Genomic DNA, 19,042 nt, shown 5'->3' with positions numbered 1-19,042 from the left:
CCATGGAAATCAAAACCTTCGAGGATCTCATCGACTGGACCCGCCAGCTTCACGCCTACCTGGCCGAGTGCCTGCACGAATCGGCCGCCCTGAATACCAATGAGAGGGCCAGTGCGCTGCTCGATTACGTCAGCAGCCACGAAGCCAAGCTGGAGCAGGCCGTCGCCGAGTTTGAAAAACAGGCGGACGCCAAGGCGATGAAAACCCGACTGTACGACTATGCCAGTCACAAGCCGATCAAATCCCATCGCACTTGCGATACCCACTATGCAGATCTGGATTTTGACGGCATCGAACGGGAAATATTTGATTTCCACGACCAGGTCATGGACCTTTACGACGCTCTGATCGGCAAGGCGGAGATACCCGAGGCCAAAACCTTGCTGGAAGATCTCAAGGCGCTCGAAGAACATGAGGCGATGCGGCTCGCGCGCCAGATAGGCCGGATGGATGATGTTTAGCAGGCCCTACGACCTACGTCGTAGTGACCGGGTTTTTCATTCCGTTTCCTAACGATAATTGTTAACTTGAACTACCGTTAAGAGTTGTCCCTTCCCAAAGGAAGGCGCTCTAAATACAAAAATGATAAGAGGATAGAAGAGCAATGAAGATCCGTTCTGTTCTTTCCGCGGCTGTGCTGGCTGTGGCAACTACCTTTGCCGCCTCACAGGCATTCGCACAGGAAACGTTTACTCTCCGTCTCGCAGAAACCTGGGGCCCAAATTTCCCGATCTTTGGTGACGCCACCAAGAACATGGCGGCCATGGCCGAGAAGATGTCCGATGGCCGCCTGCGCATCCGCATCGATTCCGCCAACAAGCACAAGGCACCGTTCGGTGTGTTCGACATGGTCAAAGCCGGCCAGTACGACATGGGCCACTCCGCCTCTTACTACTGGAAAGGCAAGGTACCGAACACCCTGTTCTTTACCAGCATGCCCTTCGGCATGACGGCACTGGAGCAATACGCCTGGTTCTACTACGGCGACGGCATGGACCTGATGCAGGAAGTGTATGAACCGCACAACCTGATGTCCTTCCCGGGCGGCAACACCGGCATCCAGATGGGCGGCTGGTTCCGCAAGGAAATCAAGTCGGTCGACGACCTTCAGGGCCTGAAGATGCGGATTCCCGGCTTCGCTGGCGAGGTTTTCGCCGAGGTCGGTGTCAGCCCCACCAACATCGCCCCGGGCGAGCTGTACACCGCGCTTGAGCGTAACACCATCGATGCGGCTGAGTGGGTAGGTCCGGCTCTGGATCTGCGTCTGGGTTTCCAGCAGATTGCTGACTACTACTACACCGGCTGGCACGAGCCGGCGACCGAGCTGCAGTTCCTGGTCAACAAGAAGGTCTGGGAAAAACTGCCCGCCGACCTGCAGGAAATCCTGCGCATCTCCATGCGTACCGCGGCCTATGACATGCTGATCGAATCCCAGCACGAAAACGCCAAGGCCTGGGCCAGCATCAAGCAAGAGCATCCGGACGTGCAGATCAAGACTTTCCCGAAGGAAGTTTTCCATGCCATGTATGAGGCCAACCAGAAGCTTCTGAACGAAGCCGCTGCAGGTGATGAACTCGCCAGCAAGATCGTTGAGTCTCAGGAAGACTACCTGGAGATGAGCCGCGCTTACACGGACATTTCCGAGCGCGCTTACCTCAACACAATGGCCGAAGTCGAGTAAGATAACGGCCAGTACTGAGCCGGGATCGCTCTCTGAGGGGTCCCGGTTTTGTCGTTTATAGCAGCTGAAAAAGCGCCAACCCGCTTGGCGGAGGATTATCAATGCGGTGGATTATCAAACTGGACGAGGGCCTGACCCGGTTGTCCAACCTCTGTGGCTGGATCGCCTGTATCGCAATGATACTGATGGCAGCCAACGTATTTTACGACGTGGTTTCCCGCTACGCATTCAACGAAGTATCGATTGGCATGCAGGAAATGGAATGGCATCTATATTCCATCGTCTTTCTATTTGGTATCCCTTACGCATTGCGCACGGACGGTCATGTTCGGGTCGACGTCTTCTACACCAACTGGAACAACACGGCGAAAGCCTGGGTCAATATGGTGGGCGCTGTGATCTTTGTCATCCCGTTTGCCTACCTGATCGGGACCTACGGCTACAGTTTCGCGCTGGATTCCTACAACATGGGTGAAGGCAGCGGCGATCCCGGCGGCCTGCCCCATCGCTATCTCATCAAGTCGATCATCCCCATCACCGCGTTCTTTATCGCAACCAGCGGCATTGGCATGATCACTTACGCTATCCGCGTCCTGTCGGGCGAGAAAAGCTACTCAAGCGAGCACAGCGCAGGAGGTCTGGCATGATCGGTATGATTATGTTCGGCGTCGCGATGCTGATGCTGATGCTGGGTTTTCCGGTGGCGTTCACCTTCGGCGGTGTCGCGCTGTTTTTCGGCATCTACTCCGAAGGCATGGATTTGTTCGCATTCATGCCGTTCCGCATCATGAGTGTGATGCAGAATACCGTGCTGATGGCGGTGCCCCTGTTCATTTTCATGGGGGTTGTCCTGCAGCGCACCCGGCTGGCTGAGCAGCTGCTCACCTCCATGGGGCGCCTCTTTGGCGGCTTGCCCGGCGGGCTTGCCATCTCCACCATTCTGGTGGGCGCCCTGCTTGCCGCGTCCACCGGTGTGGTGGGGGCCAGTGTGGTGGCCATGGGCCTGATCTCTCTGCCGGTCATGCTGGCGCACAAGTATGACAAGCGCCTGAGCACCGGCACCATCTGCGCGTCCGGTACCCTGGGCCAGATCGTGCCTCCGTCAATCATCCTGATCATCCTTGGTGATGTCATCGGTCTGCCCGTGGGCGACCTGTTCAAGGCCGCGGTGTGGCCGGGCGTGGTATTGGTTAGCCTTTATATCATCTACATCCTGATCATGACCCGCCTGAAACCGGAGACCGCACCCGCCATGCCGGCCGACCCGACCCGCTCCCGCAAACAGGAGGTCGTGTCCGCACTGCTGGCGATCGTTCCGCCGCTGACATTGATCATTGTAGTGCTGGGCTCCATCTTCAGCGGTATTGCCACCCCGACCGAGTCCTCCGCGCTTGGCGGCGTCGGCGCCGTTGTTCTGGCCATCATCTATCGGCAGTTCTCGTTCCAGATGATCTGGGACAGCTCCAAGGACACCGTGAAGGTCACCGCCATGGTGTTTGCCATCCTGATCGGTGCGACCGCCTTCTCCATGGTGTTCAGTTACACCGGTGGCGACTACCTGCTGGAGGACTGGCTACATGCCCTGCCGGGCAACGAGTGGGGCTTCATCATTCTGTCGATGCTGGTCATCCTGATCCTGGGCTTCTTCATCGACTTCGTGGAGATTTCCTTCATCATCGTGCCAATCCTGGCGCCGGTAGCCGAAGCCATGGGCATCAACATGCTGTGGTTCGCCATCCTGATCGCCATGAACCTGCAGACCAGCTTCCTGACCCCCCCCTTCGGGTTCTCGCTGTTCTACCTGAAAGGGGTGGCGCCGCCGGAGGTGAAAACCATCGATATATACCGCGGCATCATCCCATTCATCCTGATCCAGATACTGGTACTGGCGATGATTGTGATCTTCCCCGAGTGGTTCGGGATGAGCGCCACTTACTGACCTCCGAAAACCGGGCCCCTGAGCCCGGTTTTTCTCCCTCTTCGTGAAAAACCGGCCTTCTTTGCGCGGTTCCCCCCGGAATTTCCCCCGAACCTGACAAACTCTGAACGTTTCCTATACTGAGAACAGCACCGGCGATTCTCAGATCGGTAGTCGGGACAAGCCCTTAGGAAAAGTCGTCATCCGTGACAGTGATGTTGAGAGTAGACAGGAAGGGAGAGAAGGACCCATGACTCAGAGCACTGCCCAAAAAACCGAGCGCACAGATCCCGAACACAAGGCACACGTGCTGACCCTGCCACTGGAAGAAACCCAGACCGATCGGCAACCGCACCATTACGAACGCTGGCTCGTCGCCAAACTGATGCGTATGGCAGGCTCACCGCCCCTCCGGTTCCGGTTGTGGAACGGCGATGTGATCGAACCCGAGGGACAGGAGGCCCGGTTTGTCCTGCGTCTGACTGATCCGAAGGCCCTGTACACGCTGGTGGCCAACCCCAATCTCGCGTTCGGCGACCTTTACAGCGCCGGTCGCCTGGAGGTGGAAGGCGAACTGCCGGATCTGATGGAAACCCTGTACCGGTCGGTCCACGCGGCCCGCCAGAAATGGCCAAGATGGCTCGATGCACTCTGGCGCAACCACAATCCGAGATCCACGGGCATCTCGGAAGCCAGGGAAAACATCCACCACCACTACGATCTTGGCAACGAGTTCTACCAGCTGTGGCTGGATCGCGCTGAAATGCAGTACACCTGCGCCTATTATGAGCAACCGGATCTGACCCTGGAACAGGCCCAACTTGCCAAGCTGGAGCACGTCTGTCGCAAGCTGCGGCTGAAGCCCGGCATGACGGTGGTGGAAGCCGGCTGTGGCTGGGGCGGACTGGCCCGCTACATGGCCCGCCATTATGGGGTGAAGGTGCACTCCTACAACATTTCCCGGGAACAGCTTGCCTATGCCCGCGCAGAAGCCCGTCGGCAGGAGCTGGATCACCTGATTGATTACGTGGAGGACGACTACCGGAATATCGAGGGCCAGTACGACGCCTTCGTCTCAATCGGAATGCTGGAACACGTGGGCAAGGAAAATTACCCGGCACTGGCCGAGCTGATCAAGCGCAGCCTCAAGCCAGGCGGGATGGCGCTGCTTCACAGCATCGGCCGGAATCGCCCCATGCTGATGAATGCATGGATCGAGAAACGGATTTTCCCTGGCGCCTATCCACCGAGCATCGGTGAATTCATAGAGATCTGTGAACAGGGTGACTTCTCGGTCCTGGATGTCGAAAACCTCCGTCTGCACTATGCCCAGACCCTGACGCACTGGATGGAGCGGTTCAACGAGAATCAGGACACCGTATCGGAAATGTACGATGAGCACTTTACCCGTGCCTGGCGGATGTACCTGGCCGGCTCCATTGCCGCATTCCGCGCCGGCTCCCTGCAGCTGTTTCAGGTTGTGTTCACCCACGGCACGAATAATGACCTGCCGCAGAACCGGAAGGACCTTTACACCCGTCCCGCAGCGCCGGAGAACGTCTGATGGAATACTACGATCTGATTATTGTCGGTGCCGGGCCGGCCGGCTCGACTCTTGCCCACAGCCTGCAGGACAGCGGCAAGCGTATTCTGGTCATCGACAAACAGGATTTCCCGAGGGACAAGACCTGCGCCGGCTGGGTGACACCGGCGGTCATGGAAACCCTGCACATTGATAAGGAAGACTATCGCCGGGTTCGAACGCTGCAGCCGATTCGGCGCTTTCGCATCGGCATGATGGGGCAGCCCGCCGTGGAGAACGACCACGGCGAGGTGGTCAGCTACGGTATTCGTCGCTGTGAATTTGACGACTACCTGCTCGATCGGGTGACGGTACGGAAAATTCTGTCCACGCCGGTCAAAAGCATTGTCCGCAAAGCTGGTAACTGGCAGATCAACAATACCTGGGAAGCCCCCCTGGTAGTTGGAGCCGGTGGCCACTTCTGCCCGGTTGCGCGGTTACTGGGCGAGGGCCCCGGAAGCCACGAGACTGTGGTGGCCGCCAAGGAAGTGGAGTTCGAGATGACACCGGAGCAGGCCCAGGCGTGCCAAGCCCGGGGTGACACGCCGGAGCTCTGGTTCTGTCGGGACCTCAAGGGCTACGCCTGGGTGTTCAGGAAGGGCAACTATCTGAACATCGGACTCGGGCGCGAGGACAATCACAAGCTGACCGAGCATTTGGAAAGTTTTGTTCAGGACATGAAAGACTCAGGGCGCATTCCAGAAGACCTGCCGGGGCGGTTCAAAGGCCATGCCTATTTGTTGTACGCCCACGCCGAGCGGCCACTGGTAGACGATGGCGTCCTGCTGATTGGCGACTCCGCTGGACTGGCATACACCCAGAGTGGCGAGGGTATACGGCCTGCGGTTGAGTCGGCGCTGATGGCGGCCGACGTCATACTTCACGCCGCGGACTACTCCGCATCGTCGCTGCAGGTCTACGGCGATGCCATTGCCGAACGCTTTGGCAACCGCGCCACCGATATGGACCAAGGCTGGCAGGTACCGGACTGGGTCAAGATGCCTTTGGCCAGCACACTGATGCGCTCGCAATGGTTTACGCGGAAGGTGGTCACGGAGAAGTGGTTCCTGCACCAACAGGTACCGCCACTGGACGTGCGCTTCGACGACTCCGCTACCGGCTCAATGACCTCGGCGGTCTAGTCCGCAGGGCGTGGCTCGAGTTCGGAAACCCCACAAAAAGGGCGCCATACCGGCGCCCCTTCTGCAGTTGTGTCGGACTTAGTGGCCGAGGTAACTGCGATACATCCAGACGGTTTTCTCCTGCTGGGATATGTAATCGCTCATCAGGGCGACCGTGCCCTCGTCCTCGGCATCGCCGGCAAGGCTTAGCAGTTTGCGCTGCTTGCCAATCAACTTGGCGAAGCTGTCGACGATGTTTTCCATCGCCTCCCGGCCATCAGACACGTCCTTGCGCTCGGGCACTTCCGACTTCTCGATGTAAGTGCTGTAGGCGTGTGCCGGCCGATGCCCGAGCGTCAGCACGCGCTCTGCAATCTCATCGATCTTGAGCAGAAGGTCGTCATACAGTTCCTCGAATTTCACATGTAACTCGAAAAAGTTGTCACCTTTGATGTTCCAGTGGTAACCGCGCACGTTCATGTAGAAAATCTGGTAGTTGGAGAGCAGGTCGTTCAGTGAACCTGCCAGCTGTTCGGTCTTTTCCGTGTCCAGGCCAATAAAGTTCTTGCCCATCGTGAGCCTCCTTAACGGTGGTTGATTACTATGGTGTCCACTGTAAAAGGGCCATCCGGATACAGGAAGTGGAGTTCGCCAATCCCATCGATAGCCTCACGGTATCACTATCTATTTTACGATTCGCATAGCTGATGATTATCAAAGACCCTGACGTTCGCACTCACCCACTTTACCGTGGCCTTTAGCGTCGCCCATTTCTTCCATGAAAGCCTTTGGGCCGCTAGACGCCCGGCCCACACTCGGTGCAGCCTTCAGCCGGCTCAGGGCCAATACTGAGGTTGCGATTCAGCTGTTTCAAGGCGGTGCGCAGGCCTTCTTCGATCACGGGATGGTAGAACGGCATTTCGAGGATCTCACTGACCGCCAGCCGGCGCTGCACCGACCAGGCCAGTAAATGGGCAATGTGCTCGGCGGCAGGGCCGAACATCTCGGCTCCCATCAACAACCCCGTGCCGTGCTCGCCATAGACCCTCAATAGGCCCACATTCTTGCCGATGACCCGGCTCCTGCCCTGATCCTCGAACGAGACCTCGCCGACCGCGAAGCACCCCCGACACCGCTCATCCACCTGATCAATGGTCAGGCCGATCGAGGCAATCTGGGGATCGGTGAATACCACCGACAGCGGCGTCCGCCGCAGACCGGCCCGAACGTCCGGGTAGGTGGCGGCGTTGTCACCGGCAATGCGTCCCTCATCTGCGGCTTCGTGCAACAACGGCAGGGCATTGTTGGCATCGCCGGCAATGAAGATGTGGCTGTCTCCGCACCGGAGGGTATGGGGATCGAACAGGGGCATGCCCTGGTCGTCCAGTTCGATGTCGGCATTCTGGAGGTCCAACCCATCGACATTGGGGCGCCGGCCCGTTGCAGCCAGCAGGTACTCAAAGGTTTCAGTCACGGCACCCCGGTCCGGGTCGCGGAAGCTTATCCTGACACCCTCGCCGGTGCACTCAACCTTCCGGACATCGGCGTCCGGATCGAGCGGAAACTCCCGGTTGAAGGCTTCCAGCGCGTACTGCCGGATCGATTCGTCCTGGATGGACCCTATGGCACCACCGACCCCGAACATCCTGACCCGGACTCCGAGACGACCCAGTGCCTGACCAAGTTCAAGACCGATGACGCCGGGGCCGAATACGGCCACGGATTCCGGCAGATCCTGCCATTCGAACAGATCGTCGTTGACCACCAACCGGTCCTTGGCCTCTTTCAGAAAACCCGGGATATTCGGCCGGGACCCAGTGGCAATGATTATGCGCCCCGCCCGAACTTCCTGCTCTTCACCATTGCCAACCTCGACCATCAACCGGTGCGGACCGGCGAACCGGGCGTGCCCGAACAGGCGATGGGCGTCAGGAAATTTGTCGACCGAGTCCACTACCGAGGCGACGAAGCGGTCCCGCTCCTGACGGACCCGTTTCATGACCGCCCTGCCATCAATCCGGATACTGCCGGCTGAAACACCAAATAAAGGTGCCTTGGCCATCTGATTGGCATTATCGGCGGCCGCGATCAGCAGCTTGCTCGGCATGCACCCGACCCTCGCGCAGGTGGTTCCGTAACGGTTTGCTTCGATCAGCAGGACCCGATCGGTGACTTTCCGAACTCGCTGGTACGCCACCATGCCGGCGGTACCCACTCCGATGATGGCAACGTCGACTTCTCGCTTTTCCATTCTGACATCTCCTTGCAGCCGCCCATCCAGCGTGGCGGGCAGAGGTGGGTCTATAACCATTCAACAGTATAGAAGTATCGACTGCCCGCGGCTGACCGATTGCGGTTGCGCGCACGAGAAATCACCGATGAATTGGCTTAAGCTGTGGCTTCAAGAACCAGAAGATCAGGGGAACAATGACGTGCAAAGCTATTGGCCGGAATTCCTGACCGTGGCCCTCGTGCACCTGTTGGCAGTCGCCAGCCCGGGGCCGGATTTTGCGGTGATGCTCAGGCAGGCACTCAGCCAGAGCCGGAAAAACGCCCTTCTCACCGCCGTCGGCATCGGCCTGGGCATTCTGTTGCATGTGGCCTACTCGTTGCTGGGCATAGGCCTGATCATTCAACAGTCTGTATGGCTGTTCAACATCCTGAAAGTGGTCGGCGCCCTGTACCTGACCTGGATTGCGGTGCAGTGCCTGCGGTCCCGCGCCAATGGCATCTACGTCGACGCTGGCCCCGGAGCGGCACAGTCGAGGATTGCGGCCCTGCGCCTCGGCTTCCTGACCAACGCGCTGAATCCCAAGGCCACGCTGTTCTTCGTGTCACTATTTTCCGTCGTGATCAATCCGGGCACGCCCATTGCGCTGCAGGCCGGTTACGGTCTCTACATGGCCGCCGCCACGGCGCTGTGGTTTGCTCTGGTGGCCGTGTTTTTTACCCTGCCCCGGGTCCGCCGCGGCTTCAATCGGTTCGGACACTGGCTCGACCGCATGATGGGCGGCGTTCTGCTGCTGTTGGCCGGTCAGCTCCTGCTTTCTACAGTGAGCGGATCAGAGCCTCCGTCTGGTCCCACCCCAGGCACGGATCGGTGATGGAGCAACCGTAAACCAGGTCGTCACCGTCATTTTGTCGGCCGGGCTCCAGGAAACTTTCCAGCATCAGACCCCGTACATGGGCATTGCCGGCTTTGCGCTGGGCCATCACCTGCCGGGCAATGTCCAACTGACGCTCAGCCTGCTTGCAGGCGTTGTCGTGACTGCAATCGACCATTATCGCGGACGACAGCCCGGCATCCGACAGGGACCGGATCGCCGCCGCAATGCTGTCCGCATCGTAATTGGTCACGCCCCGACCGCCGCGCAGCACCAGATGGGTATCGGGATTGCCCGCGGTAGTAATCATTACCGGCGCACCGGTGTTGGAAACCCCCATGTGGTGATGGGAGTGGGCGGCGGACTTCATGGCATTCGCCGCCACCCCGATGCTCCCATCGGTTCCGTTTTTGAAGCCGACCGGCATGGGCAGTCCGCTGACCAGCTCCCGGTGAATCTGGGATTCGGTGGTGCGGGCGCCGATGGCCGTCCAGCTAACCAGATCACCCAGGTAGTCCATTGCAAAGGGGCTGAGCGCCTCGGTCGCCAGCGGCAGGCCCATCTCGGAGAGGTTCAGCAGCAACCGGCGGGAGCGCACCAGCCCGGCATTCAGATCGCCGGATCCGGTCCGCTCGGGATCGTAGAGCAGACCTTTCCAGCCTACGGTGGTTCGTGGTTTCTCGAGGTACGCTCGCATCACAATGAGGAACCGGCCGCTCACCGCATCCGACAGGGCTTTGAGTTTTTCACCGTATTCCAACGCCGCCACTTCATCGTGAATGGAACAAGGCCCCATTACGATCAGGGTCCGGTCATCCTCCCCCCGCAGGACCTTGCGGATCGCCTCGCGCTTGCCGGCAATCTGTCTGGCCAGCGAGAGATCAACCGGAAGTTGCTGGCGCAGGGCGGCGGGAGTGGGCAAAGCCACTTCCTGGCGAAGCTCTGGTGCGGCATCGGGCGCGGCCTCGCTCATTGCATCAGTGGCCTCTAGAGCGTCAGTGCTGGGCGGCATGTTCATATCACTGTTCCTGTTTCCCTGTATCAGAATCGAAAAAGCCCCGGCTGGGCTACCAGTCGGGGCTTTTTGAGTCCGGTGGCAGCCTGGGTTTCTGCCGGGCTGCCTTCCTCGTTGTTCGGTCGATGAAGATCTTACGGGCGGCCCGGGCTCTGGCTAAAATAAAAGCCATAACCAAACCACCAAGAAAACACAGTAGCGACTGCCGCCATCGGTTTTTCACCGAAAGCTTGCAGAACATTCAATTGACAGGTCGCGTGTGTCGTCTTCATGCTTTTCAATATATACCCCCGGTTTTCACCTTGGCAACCCCATTGCCCCGACTTTTTGAAGTTCGATGGCAGGGTCAGGAGCAGAAATGACACAACAAACGTCCTCCTACCTCCAATACCGCGCCGGCACCCTGGCTGCGGCGTTGGTGCTGCTTCTGTCCCTTTGTCTGCTTTCGGCGGGCGCCCTGGCGCAATCCGGGGCCCGCGTCTACGAGCTTCATAACCGGCCTGCCGACGATGTCGCCAGCCAGATCCGTGCACTCTATAAAGACTCGGCGCTGACGGTGGTTGCACGGGGACAACAGGTGGTAGTTCGCGGGGAGGCGCAATTGCTCGACGAAATTGGCATGCTGATCGGCACCCTGGATGTGGCCGCCGTGCAGCTGCGTATCACGGTTCGGTCCCGGGAAGACATCGGCGGCAAGCGATCTGGTGCCAGCATCTCGGGCTCGGAGGACCGGGTCAACGTAAATGTCGAGCGCAAGGTCACCAGCACCAACAATGCCCGTCAGCGCAGCCTGGTGGTGCAGGATGGACACTCGGCCCATGTGACCTCGGGCCAGATCAGCACGCTTCCAATCGTTATTCAGGGCGGACGGAATCCCGCAGCCATTCTCGAACAGGTCGAGACCCGGAGCGGTTTCCTGGTGAGCCCACAGGTCATTTCCGACCGCGCCATTGAATTGAATATTGTTTCATTCGAAGAGGACCCGGCGTCGCTGCCCGGGTACGAAACCGAGGCGTTGGTCACCGTTCGCAGGGTAGAACCCGGGCAATGGGTGTCATTGGGCGGCACCTCGACACAGGCGAGCAGCCAGCGGTCCGGCATTACCTACAGTGTCAGCAGCAGTCGGGGAGAAAATCGCAGCTTTGAGGTGAAGGTTGATATCCTGCCCTGAGCGTCAGGCCCGAGAGCGACTCAGCAGGACACTCTTGGCCTCGTTGATCTTGGCGGCAAGGTAATCGTTGCCACCCCGGTCAGGATGCAGTTTCTGGATCAGCCGCCGATGGGCGACGATAATGTCCTCGTCACTGCATCCCGCCTGCACCCCAAGCACCTCACAGGCTTCCTGCTTGGACATATTGCCATGGGATGCCGCTCTGCGATGTTGGCCCTCATCCGCTTCGGCACCGGCACCGGTCCGGAAATTCTGGCGAAACTGGGGAATATACTTCAACGCCGCCGGCAGTTTTCGCAACAGCGGGAGCAGCGCAGCCACAGCCGCGGTCAACACGTGCACGCGCCCCGTCAAAACCATGAATACCAGCAGCGCTCCGCCCGCCACCAGAACAATCTTCCAGATTGCCGATTTCTGCTTCTCGGGCGTCAGGGCGCCCCACTGTTTCAGAATGACAAAGACGGCAGCCGCCAGAGCGAGGCCGAGAATCCACTGCATGCGCTGATCCTTCACTAGAGTCCGTTCGTAATTCTGTCACTTACCTGACCGACAATACCAGCATCCCCTTCACGGTCAGTCCAATGGCGCCAAATTGGCGCAACTGTCTGAATAGGCTACGCAGAAATACTGACAAACCGGTGACAACACCTACCGGACTTTTATAGGATGCTATGTTTTATGACTTACATATAAAGCCCGATTCCCAGGACCCGAACTATGCGTACTGCCTCCCGCTTCGTGATCGTTATCATCTTCCTCGGCGTCGTCCTTGGCGGCATTTTTGGCTACAAGTTTTACCAGTTTGGCCAGATGCAAGAAAAGATGGGGCAGCCGCGTCCGCCCGCACAGATCTCCGCGGTCCAGGCCCAAAAAGAACTCTGGACACCAGCGATCAAGGCCGTTGGCAGTATCGAAGCGGTCAACGGGATTGAGGTTGCCAACGAAGTACCCGGCGTCGTTGAGACCGTCAATTTCGAGTCCGGCGACACCGTCAAAAAAGGTGACGTGCTTATTCGCATCGATTCCGCGATTGATGAAGCGGCACTCCGGACCCGTCGGGCGGAAGCCCAACTCGCCGAACAGGAGTTCAAGCGGGTCTCCAACCTCCTGCCCAAACGCGCCGTCTCCCAGTCCCAGTACGATGAAGCCAAGGCCAACTTCGACGCCGCCCGCGCCCGGGTGAACGAAGCCGAAGCCCAACTGAGCAAAAAGATCATCCGCGCACCGTTTGACGGCCGGCTGGGCATCCGGATGGTCGACCAGGGTGAGTACATTGCCACGGGCACGCCCATTGTCGAGATCAACATGCTGGATCCGATCTACGTCGACTATACCCTGTCGGAAAAGAACCTGCCTAACGTGGCAACCGGCTATCCGGTGCGGGCGACTGTGGCTGCGGTACCGGACCAGATTTTCGAAGGCACGGTCAGCGCGATCAACACCTCCGTCAACCCGGAAACCCGCACCGTACGAATCCGGGCCACCCTCGACAACAAGGAGAACCTGCTTCGGCCCGGCATGTTTGCGACGGTGATGACCAGCCAGCCCAGGGACAACGAAGTGGTGACAGTGCCCCGCACTGCGGTCTCCTACAACACTTACGGTGACTTTGTCTTTGTCGTGGGCAAAAACGACGAGGGTACCCAGGTTGTCACCCGCCGCACCGTCGACACCGGCGAAACCCGCGACACCCGGGTCGCCATTCTGGCCGGACTCGGCGAAGGCGAGACCGTGGTATCGAAGGGCTTGCTGCGCCTGCGGGCCGGTCAGCCGGTCGAGATTCAGGACGAGTCAGGTGAATCGCAGGAGGCGTCTGAATAATGCGATTTACCGATATTTTTATCCACCGTCCGGTATTGGCCACGGTGGTGAGCCTTCTGATCCTGCTGCTCGGCGCCCGGGCTGCGATGGAGATGGAGATCCGTCAGTACCCCGAGCTCGAAAGCACCACGGTCACCGTGACCACCGCTTATCCGGGCGCCAGCTCTGACCTGATCAAGGGGTTCATCACCACACCGCTTCAGCAGGCCATTGCTGAGGCCAGTGGTATCGATTACCTGACCTCCACCAGCTCCCAGGGAACTTCCACCATCGAAGCCAAGATGGTACTCAACTACGACGCCAATGCCGCACTGGCAGAGATTCAGGCCAAGGTAGCCAGTCAGCGCAACGTGCTGCCGGCAGAGGCCCAGGACCCGGTCATCACCTCCACGACCGGCGATTCCACCGCGTTGATGTACATTGCTTTTTACAGCAGCGAAATCGGTGTGCCCCAGATCTCCGATTACCTCACCCGGGTGGTTCAGCCCAAGCTGCAGGCACTTCCGGGTGTCGGCAAGGCCGAGCTGATTGGCCGCAAATTCGCACTCCGGGTCTGGCTGGATCCGGAGCGGCTGGCGGCAGTCGACATGACTCCCCCGGAAGTCGTTGCCAAGCTGCGTGCCAACAATTACCAGGCGGCTGTGGGCAACACCAAGGGTCAGTACACCGAGATCAGCATGACCAGCGACACCGATGTCGCCGATCCGGATCAGTTCCGCAATCTGGTGGTGAAACAGTCTGGTAGCACCCAGATCCGGCTTCAGGACATCGCCCGGGTGGAGCTGGGTTCGGAGTCCTACAACCAGCTTGCGCTCTACAAGGGCGACCCGGCGACCTACGTGGCCATTGAACTGGCACCGGGCGCCAACCCGCTGACCGTGGCCGGCCTGGTGAAAGACTCCCTCCCGGACATCGAAAGCCAGCTGCCCTCCGGCCTGAATGTCCGGCTGGCCTATGACGCCTCGGACTTCATTGAGGATTCCATCAACGAGGTCATCAAGACCCTGCTCGAAGCGCTGGTCATTGTACTGGTGGTGGTGTTCCTGTGCCTGGGCTCAATCCGGGCGTCCATCGTGCCGTCCGTGGCGGTTCCCCTGTCGCTGGTCGGCGGCGCCTTCATCATGTTGATGTTCGGTTTTTCCCTGAACCTCCTGACCCTCCTGTCCATGGTCCTGGCCATCGGCCTGGTGGTCGACGACGCCATCATCGTGGTCGAAAACGTGCACCGCCATATCGAACGGGGCGAGTCCCGGTTTGACGCCGCCATCAAGGGCGCAAGGGAAATGGCGGTGCCAATCATTGCCATGACCACCACACTGGTGGCCGTGTATGCGCCGATTGGCTTCATGGGCGGCCTGGTCGGCTCGCTGTTCACCGAGTTTGCCTTCACCCTGGCCGGTGCAGTGGTGATTTCCGGTGTCGTGGCGCTCACCCTCTCCCCCATGCTGTCGGGCCTGGTACTGAAGCCCCATGGCAACCCCGGCCGGTTCGAGGCGCTGGTGGAACGCAGCTTCAACGGTCTGTCCAACGGCTACAAGAAGGCTCTCAGCTCGCTGATGGAAACCAAGTCCGTGGTCATCTTCTTTGCGGTTGTGGTGCTGGGTTCCATTTACTTCATGGCCATGATGAGCCAGAACGAGTTGGCGCCGACCGAGGATCAGGGCATCCTGTTCTATCAGGGCCTCGGGCCCGAGACCGCCACCCTCGACTACCTGCAGGAGCACGGCGACGAAATCCAGAACCGGATGTCGAACCTGCCCGGGTACAACGAAGACTTCATGATCATCGGCTTTACCGGGCCGAATGCGGTGTTCGGCGGTTTCAAACTGGCGCCCTGGAGCCAGCGGGAGATTACCCAGTTCGAAGTCCAGCCCCAGCTGGATGCCGAGCTCAAGAAGGTCACCGGGCTGCAGACGGCGGTGTTCCCGCGGCCGTCGTTGCCGGGTTCCGGTGGCGGCCTGCCGTTCCAGTTCGTGATCACCACCGGCAACAGCTATGAGCAGCTGGACCAGGTCGCCGACGACTTGCGGGGCAAGGCCATGGGCAGCGGCAACTTCATGTTCCTGCAGAAATCGATCAACTTTGACCGGCCCATCACCCGGATCAACGTGGACCGGGACCGGGTTGCCGACCTTGGCCTGTCCATGCAGGACGTCGGCCAGGCCCTCTCCAGTATGCTGGGCGGGGGCTATATCAACCGGTTCAGCATGGAAGGCCGCTCCTACCAGGTGATTCCCCAGGTGGACCAGCAATTCCGCCTGGACGCTCAAGCGCTGAACGATTACTACATCCGCGCCGATACCGGTGAACTGGTTCCGCTCGAAAGTGTGGTCAGCTTCAGCCGCACTGTTGAGCCGTCCAACCGGACCCAGTTCAATCAGCAGAACTCGCTGACCCTCCAGGGCGTGGTGATGCCGGGTGTGGCGGCCGGTGCGGCCATGGATTACATGGAAAAGACCGCTGACGAGGTGTTCCCGCAGGGCTTCAGCTACGACTACACTGGCCAGAGCCGGCAGCTTGCGACCCAGGGCAGCGCCCTGGTAGTCACCTTCTTCCTGTCATTGCTGGTGATCTACCTGGTACTGGCTGCGCAATTCGAGAGCTGGCGTGACCCGTTCATTATCCTGGTGTCCGTGCCCATGTCGGTAGCCGGTGCGATGGCGTTTATCGTGCTCGGCTTTGCCAGCATGAACATCTACACCCAGGTCGGGCTGATCACCCTGATCGGCGTGGTCTCCAAGAACGGCATCCTGATCGTCGAATTTGCCAATCAGCTGCAGGTGGAACGGGGCCTGGACAAGGTCAAGGCGGTCATCGAGGCGGCGGCCATCCGCCTGCGCCCGATCATCATGACCTCACTGGCGCTGATCTTCGCCATGGTGCCATTGCTGATTGCCATCGGGCCGGGCGCGGAGAGCCGTTTCGCCATCGGCCTGACCATCAGCGCAGGTCTCGGCATCGGCACCCTGTTCACCATCTTCGTGCTGCCGGCGTTCTACATCCTGCTGGCGCGCGATCACAATAAAGCCGGTCACTGACCGGCCCGCAAATCGCCCGGCCACCCAGGGGCAGGCCGGGCACAATTTCCCAAGCCAGCCGATTAGGGTAGTCTGTCACTCCATTTTGCTATTCAACGAAAAAGATCGCCAAACCGTGACTCTGGGAACCCTCTTCTGGCTATTTCTAGCCGCCTTCGCCATCTGGTACTGGTGGCGCGCCAAGGCCATCAAGGACTTCGTGCTCCAGGCGGCCCGCCGCTACTGCAAGAGCATGGACGTCATGCTGCTGGACGATGCCGTCTATCTTCGCGGCATCTGGTTCAAGCGCGACCCCGAGGGGCGGGTGCGGGTCTGGCGCCGATTTCTGTTTGACTTCACCTCCACCGGCGAGGAGCGCTACACCGGCCGCGTGATCATGCTTGGCCAGCGCATTCTGCACATGGAACTGGAACCCCACCGATTCTCCTGATCACCTCCCCCAAATGGGCGATTCCGCGCCCGCGCATTCGCGCGAATAATCGACAACGCATTAATGACCCAAGGCCGCCATGGAAGCGGCCGCTTACAAAAACAACAGGATTCAATCATGCGTATTCGAACTACCGCAGCCATCGCGCTGGGGCTTGTCATGCTGTCAGCCTCGTTCCTTAGCCACGCCAGTTATACCCAGACCCGCTACCCGATTGTTCTGGTTCACGGTGTCACCGGATTCAACACCATCGGTGGTCTGGTCAACTACTTCCACACCATCCCCTGGAACCTGGAACGCAGCGGCGCACGGGTTTATTCCGCCAGCGTTTCCTTCGTCAACAGCAGTGAACAGCGGGGCCAGCAACTGGCCAACTACGTCAACGGCCTCGGTCATTCCAAGGTCAATCTCATGGCCCACAGCCAGGGCGCACCGACGTCCCGGGTCACGGCGTCACTCATTCCCCACAAGATCGCCTCCATCACCTCGATTGATGGCGTCAACAAGGGCTCGAAAGTGGCCGATGTCGTCCGCGGCATCCTCCCGCCGGGCAGTTACGTCGAAGGCGGAGCGCAAACCATCGCCAACGCCCTGGGCGACCTGGTGAACGCTCTGTCCGGCTCGAGCAACCCCCAGGATGGTGTGGCTGCGCTGGAAACCCTGACCACGCGGGGCACCACGGAACTGAACGATGCCCTCGGCTGGAAAGGGGTCAACCGCTCCTCCTGCTCGGGCACCGATGAGAACGTCTGGATCAACGGCAACCGCATCAAGTTCTTTTCCTGGACCGGCCGCGCCGTCTGGACCAACATTCTCGATGTTTCCGATCCGTTCCTGGGCATCACCTCACTGGCGTTCGGCAGCGAGCCCAACGATGGCCTCGTGGGTGTCTGCTCCACAAAAATGGGCAACGTGATCGGGACCCACTACGTCATGAACCATGTGGATGCCATCAATCACCTGTTCGGCGCCCGTTCCCTCTGGACCAACCCGGTATCCCTTTACCGTTCGCAGGCTAACCGCCTGAAAAATCGCGGTCTGTGAGGTCCAGATGAGACATCGTCAGTTCCTGCAACGTCGATGGCTCGCCCCCATCGCGCTGTCGGCCATCGTGGCCGGCGGTGCGATGTGGCTGTACCCGCCCGGTGAAACCACCCGGGCGGGCACTGGCGACCGCGATGCCCCCGACGCTCAGACCGTCGTCCCTGAACTCAGCCTGCAACCTCAGGCTGGCACGGGCACCGGTCCTGACACCTCAGCCGCCGCCGCGATCGCCGCCCGCACACCGGAGACGCTGGGGTCCGCCCCCTTTGCCCGCTCCCTGGAAGGCACCGATATCGACGGTGCCCTGAAGGCCGACGCCAACGGCCGATTGATTGTTGATCTCGGTACCCGGGATTTCTTCGACTATTTCCTGAGTACCGTCGGAGAGGTGTCGCCGGAGATCGCCCTGGAGCGCATCCGGGCACTGGCTTTCGGTCATCTCCCGCACGAGGCCGCCAGGCAGGCCATGGCCCTCCTGGACCAGTATCTCGACTACAAGCAGCAAGCCCTGGCGTTGCAGGCCGCCCCGCTGGATCCGGCGCGCCAGAACGACCCGGCGTACCAACAGCAAATGCTCGAAAAGGCGTTCACGGATCTCCAGCAACTCCGACAGACTGTGTTCAGTCCTGACGCCCACCGGGCCTTCTTTGGCATGGAAGAGGCGTACGGAGAGTACACCCTGGCCACGCTGGATATCGCCCGCCGGACGGACCTGACGGATGGCGCCAAAACGGCGCTGATCGACTGGCATCGCAACCAGCTTCCGGAACCCCTGCTGCAAACCGAACGCCGGCTTCTGGAGACCAACGAGGAGAACCGTCAGCGGATGGAGACCATGAAAACGGCGGATTCCCCCGAGAACGCCGGACAACAGCTGATGGATCTGGGCATGGCTCCGGATGCAGCGGCCGATGTCACGGCCTACCTGCGGGAGCGCGAAGACTTCGATGCCCGGTACCGGCAATACAGTGAAGCCCTGGCCCAGCTGAAGGAATCCGGACTGGCCGACGCCGACGAGGCCGCCCAGCAGGCCCGACTCCTGGACCAGTACTTTCCGGACAACAAACAACACACCTGGGCTCGACTGAAGATGCTGGGCAGCAATCAGCCATAATGT

Annotated in this window: 18 protein-coding genes; 13 read left to right on the top strand and 5 right to left on the bottom strand. The window is 59.9% G+C overall.

Annotated features, from left to right (window positions below):
- Positions 1-2 precede the first annotated feature (2 nt).
- From QQF73_RS02230 to QQF73_RS02205, 6 genes are all read left to right on the top strand, one after another.
- Positions 3-461 (top strand): ATPase, encoded by a 459-nt coding sequence (locus QQF73_RS02230; RefSeq protein ID WP_219867054.1) that lies wholly within the window; start codon positions 3-5, stop codon positions 459-461.
- A 143-nt stretch (positions 462-604) separates the two neighbouring features.
- Positions 605-1,681, top strand: coding sequence for a TRAP transporter substrate-binding protein (locus QQF73_RS02225; RefSeq protein ID WP_219867055.1), 1,077 nt, complete (start codon positions 605-607; stop codon positions 1,679-1,681).
- Between the two features lie 101 nt (positions 1,682-1,782).
- The gene (locus QQF73_RS02220; protein WP_219867056.1) at positions 1,783-2,328 is read left to right on the top strand and encodes a TRAP transporter small permease subunit; all 546 of its coding nucleotides are present in this window, start codon (positions 1,783-1,785) and stop codon (positions 2,326-2,328) included.
- On the top strand, positions 2,325-3,620 hold the full coding sequence (locus QQF73_RS02215) for a TRAP transporter large permease (protein WP_219867057.1): 1,296 nt from the start codon (positions 2,325-2,327) through the stop codon (positions 3,618-3,620). Before QQF73_RS02220 ends, QQF73_RS02215 begins: the two co-directional genes overlap by 4 nt.
- Positions 3,621-3,849: 229 nt before the next feature.
- Positions 3,850-5,163, top strand: a complete 1,314-nt coding sequence (locus QQF73_RS02210) for an SAM-dependent methyltransferase (RefSeq protein WP_219867058.1) — start codon at positions 3,850-3,852, stop codon at positions 5,161-5,163.
- The gene (locus QQF73_RS02205) at positions 5,163-6,323 is read left to right on the top strand and encodes an NAD(P)/FAD-dependent oxidoreductase (protein WP_285367083.1); all 1,161 of its coding nucleotides are present in this window, start codon (positions 5,163-5,165) and stop codon (positions 6,321-6,323) included. The genes QQF73_RS02210 and QQF73_RS02205 overlap by 1 nt, the downstream gene beginning before the upstream one ends.
- A gap of 78 nt (positions 6,324-6,401) precedes the next feature.
- Here QQF73_RS02205 and QQF73_RS02200 read toward each other — a convergent pair whose 3' ends face one another.
- Positions 6,402-6,875, bottom strand: coding sequence for a Dps family protein (locus tag QQF73_RS02200; RefSeq protein ID WP_219867060.1), 474 nt, complete (start codon positions 6,873-6,875; stop codon positions 6,402-6,404).
- A gap of 223 nt (positions 6,876-7,098) precedes the next feature.
- Positions 7,099-8,553 carry a dihydrolipoyl dehydrogenase gene (locus QQF73_RS02195; protein WP_285367082.1) on the bottom strand — a complete coding sequence of 485 codons (1,455 nt, stop codon included), beginning with the start codon at positions 8,551-8,553 and terminating at the stop codon, positions 7,099-7,101.
- Between the two features lie 181 nt (positions 8,554-8,734).
- On the opposite strand from QQF73_RS02195, the gene QQF73_RS02190 reads away from it, so the two are divergent.
- Positions 8,735-9,406, top strand: coding sequence for a LysE family translocator (locus QQF73_RS02190; protein ID WP_219867062.1), 672 nt, complete (start codon positions 8,735-8,737; stop codon positions 9,404-9,406).
- Here the strand turns inward: QQF73_RS02190 and QQF73_RS02185 are convergent.
- Together QQF73_RS02185 and QQF73_RS02180 are read right to left on the bottom strand one after the other, a co-directional pair.
- The gene (locus QQF73_RS02185; RefSeq protein WP_425607946.1) at positions 9,351-10,424 is read right to left on the bottom strand and encodes a 3-deoxy-7-phosphoheptulonate synthase; all 1,074 of its coding nucleotides are present in this window, start codon (positions 10,422-10,424) and stop codon (positions 9,351-9,353) included. The genes QQF73_RS02190 and QQF73_RS02185 overlap by 56 nt on opposite strands.
- Positions 10,425-10,555: 131 nt before the next feature.
- The gene (locus QQF73_RS02180; protein WP_285367081.1) at positions 10,556-10,786 is read right to left on the bottom strand and encodes a hypothetical protein; all 231 of its coding nucleotides are present in this window, start codon (positions 10,784-10,786) and stop codon (positions 10,556-10,558) included.
- Here QQF73_RS02180 and QQF73_RS02175 point away from each other — a divergent pair.
- Positions 10,780-11,592 (top strand): secretin N-terminal domain-containing protein, encoded by an 813-nt coding sequence (locus QQF73_RS02175; RefSeq protein WP_228743342.1) that lies wholly within the window; start codon positions 10,780-10,782, stop codon positions 11,590-11,592. The two genes, QQF73_RS02180 and QQF73_RS02175, sit on opposite strands and share 7 nt — an antisense overlap.
- Before the next feature lie 3 nt (positions 11,593-11,595).
- On the opposite strand, the gene QQF73_RS02170 is transcribed toward QQF73_RS02175, so the two are convergent.
- Positions 11,596-12,090 (bottom strand): DnaJ domain-containing protein, encoded by a 495-nt coding sequence (locus QQF73_RS02170; RefSeq protein ID WP_219867063.1) that lies wholly within the window; start codon positions 12,088-12,090, stop codon positions 11,596-11,598.
- A 219-nt stretch (positions 12,091-12,309) separates the two neighbouring features.
- Between QQF73_RS02170 and QQF73_RS02165 the strand changes: the two genes are divergently transcribed.
- From QQF73_RS02165 to QQF73_RS02145, 5 genes are all read left to right on the top strand, one after another.
- Positions 12,310-13,413, top strand: coding sequence for an efflux RND transporter periplasmic adaptor subunit (locus QQF73_RS02165; protein WP_285367079.1), 1,104 nt, complete (start codon positions 12,310-12,312; stop codon positions 13,411-13,413).
- On the top strand, positions 13,413-16,451 hold the full coding sequence (locus QQF73_RS02160) for an efflux RND transporter permease subunit (RefSeq protein ID WP_219867065.1): 3,039 nt from the start codon (positions 13,413-13,415) through the stop codon (positions 16,449-16,451). Before QQF73_RS02165 ends, QQF73_RS02160 begins: the two co-directional genes overlap by 1 nt.
- Positions 16,452-16,566: 115 nt before the next feature.
- Complete coding sequence (locus QQF73_RS02155; protein ID WP_219867066.1) at positions 16,567-16,881, top strand: DUF3301 domain-containing protein; 315 nt, start codon at positions 16,567-16,569, stop codon at positions 16,879-16,881.
- A 117-nt stretch (positions 16,882-16,998) separates the two neighbouring features.
- Positions 16,999-17,925 carry an esterase/lipase family protein gene (locus tag QQF73_RS02150; protein WP_219867067.1) on the top strand — a complete coding sequence of 309 codons (927 nt, stop codon included), beginning with the start codon at positions 16,999-17,001 and terminating at the stop codon, positions 17,923-17,925.
- Positions 17,926-17,932: 7 nt separating this feature from the next.
- Positions 17,933-19,039, top strand: coding sequence for a lipase secretion chaperone (locus tag QQF73_RS02145; RefSeq protein WP_285367078.1), 1,107 nt, complete (start codon positions 17,933-17,935; stop codon positions 19,037-19,039).
- Positions 19,040-19,042 lie beyond the last annotated feature (3 nt).

It is taken from the genome of Marinobacter albus (assembly GCF_030238305.1).
In the GTDB taxonomy this organism is placed as follows: domain Bacteria; phylum Pseudomonadota; class Gammaproteobacteria; order Pseudomonadales; family Oleiphilaceae; genus Marinobacter; species Marinobacter albus.
This window is presented reverse-complemented; position numbering and strand designations above follow the sequence as displayed.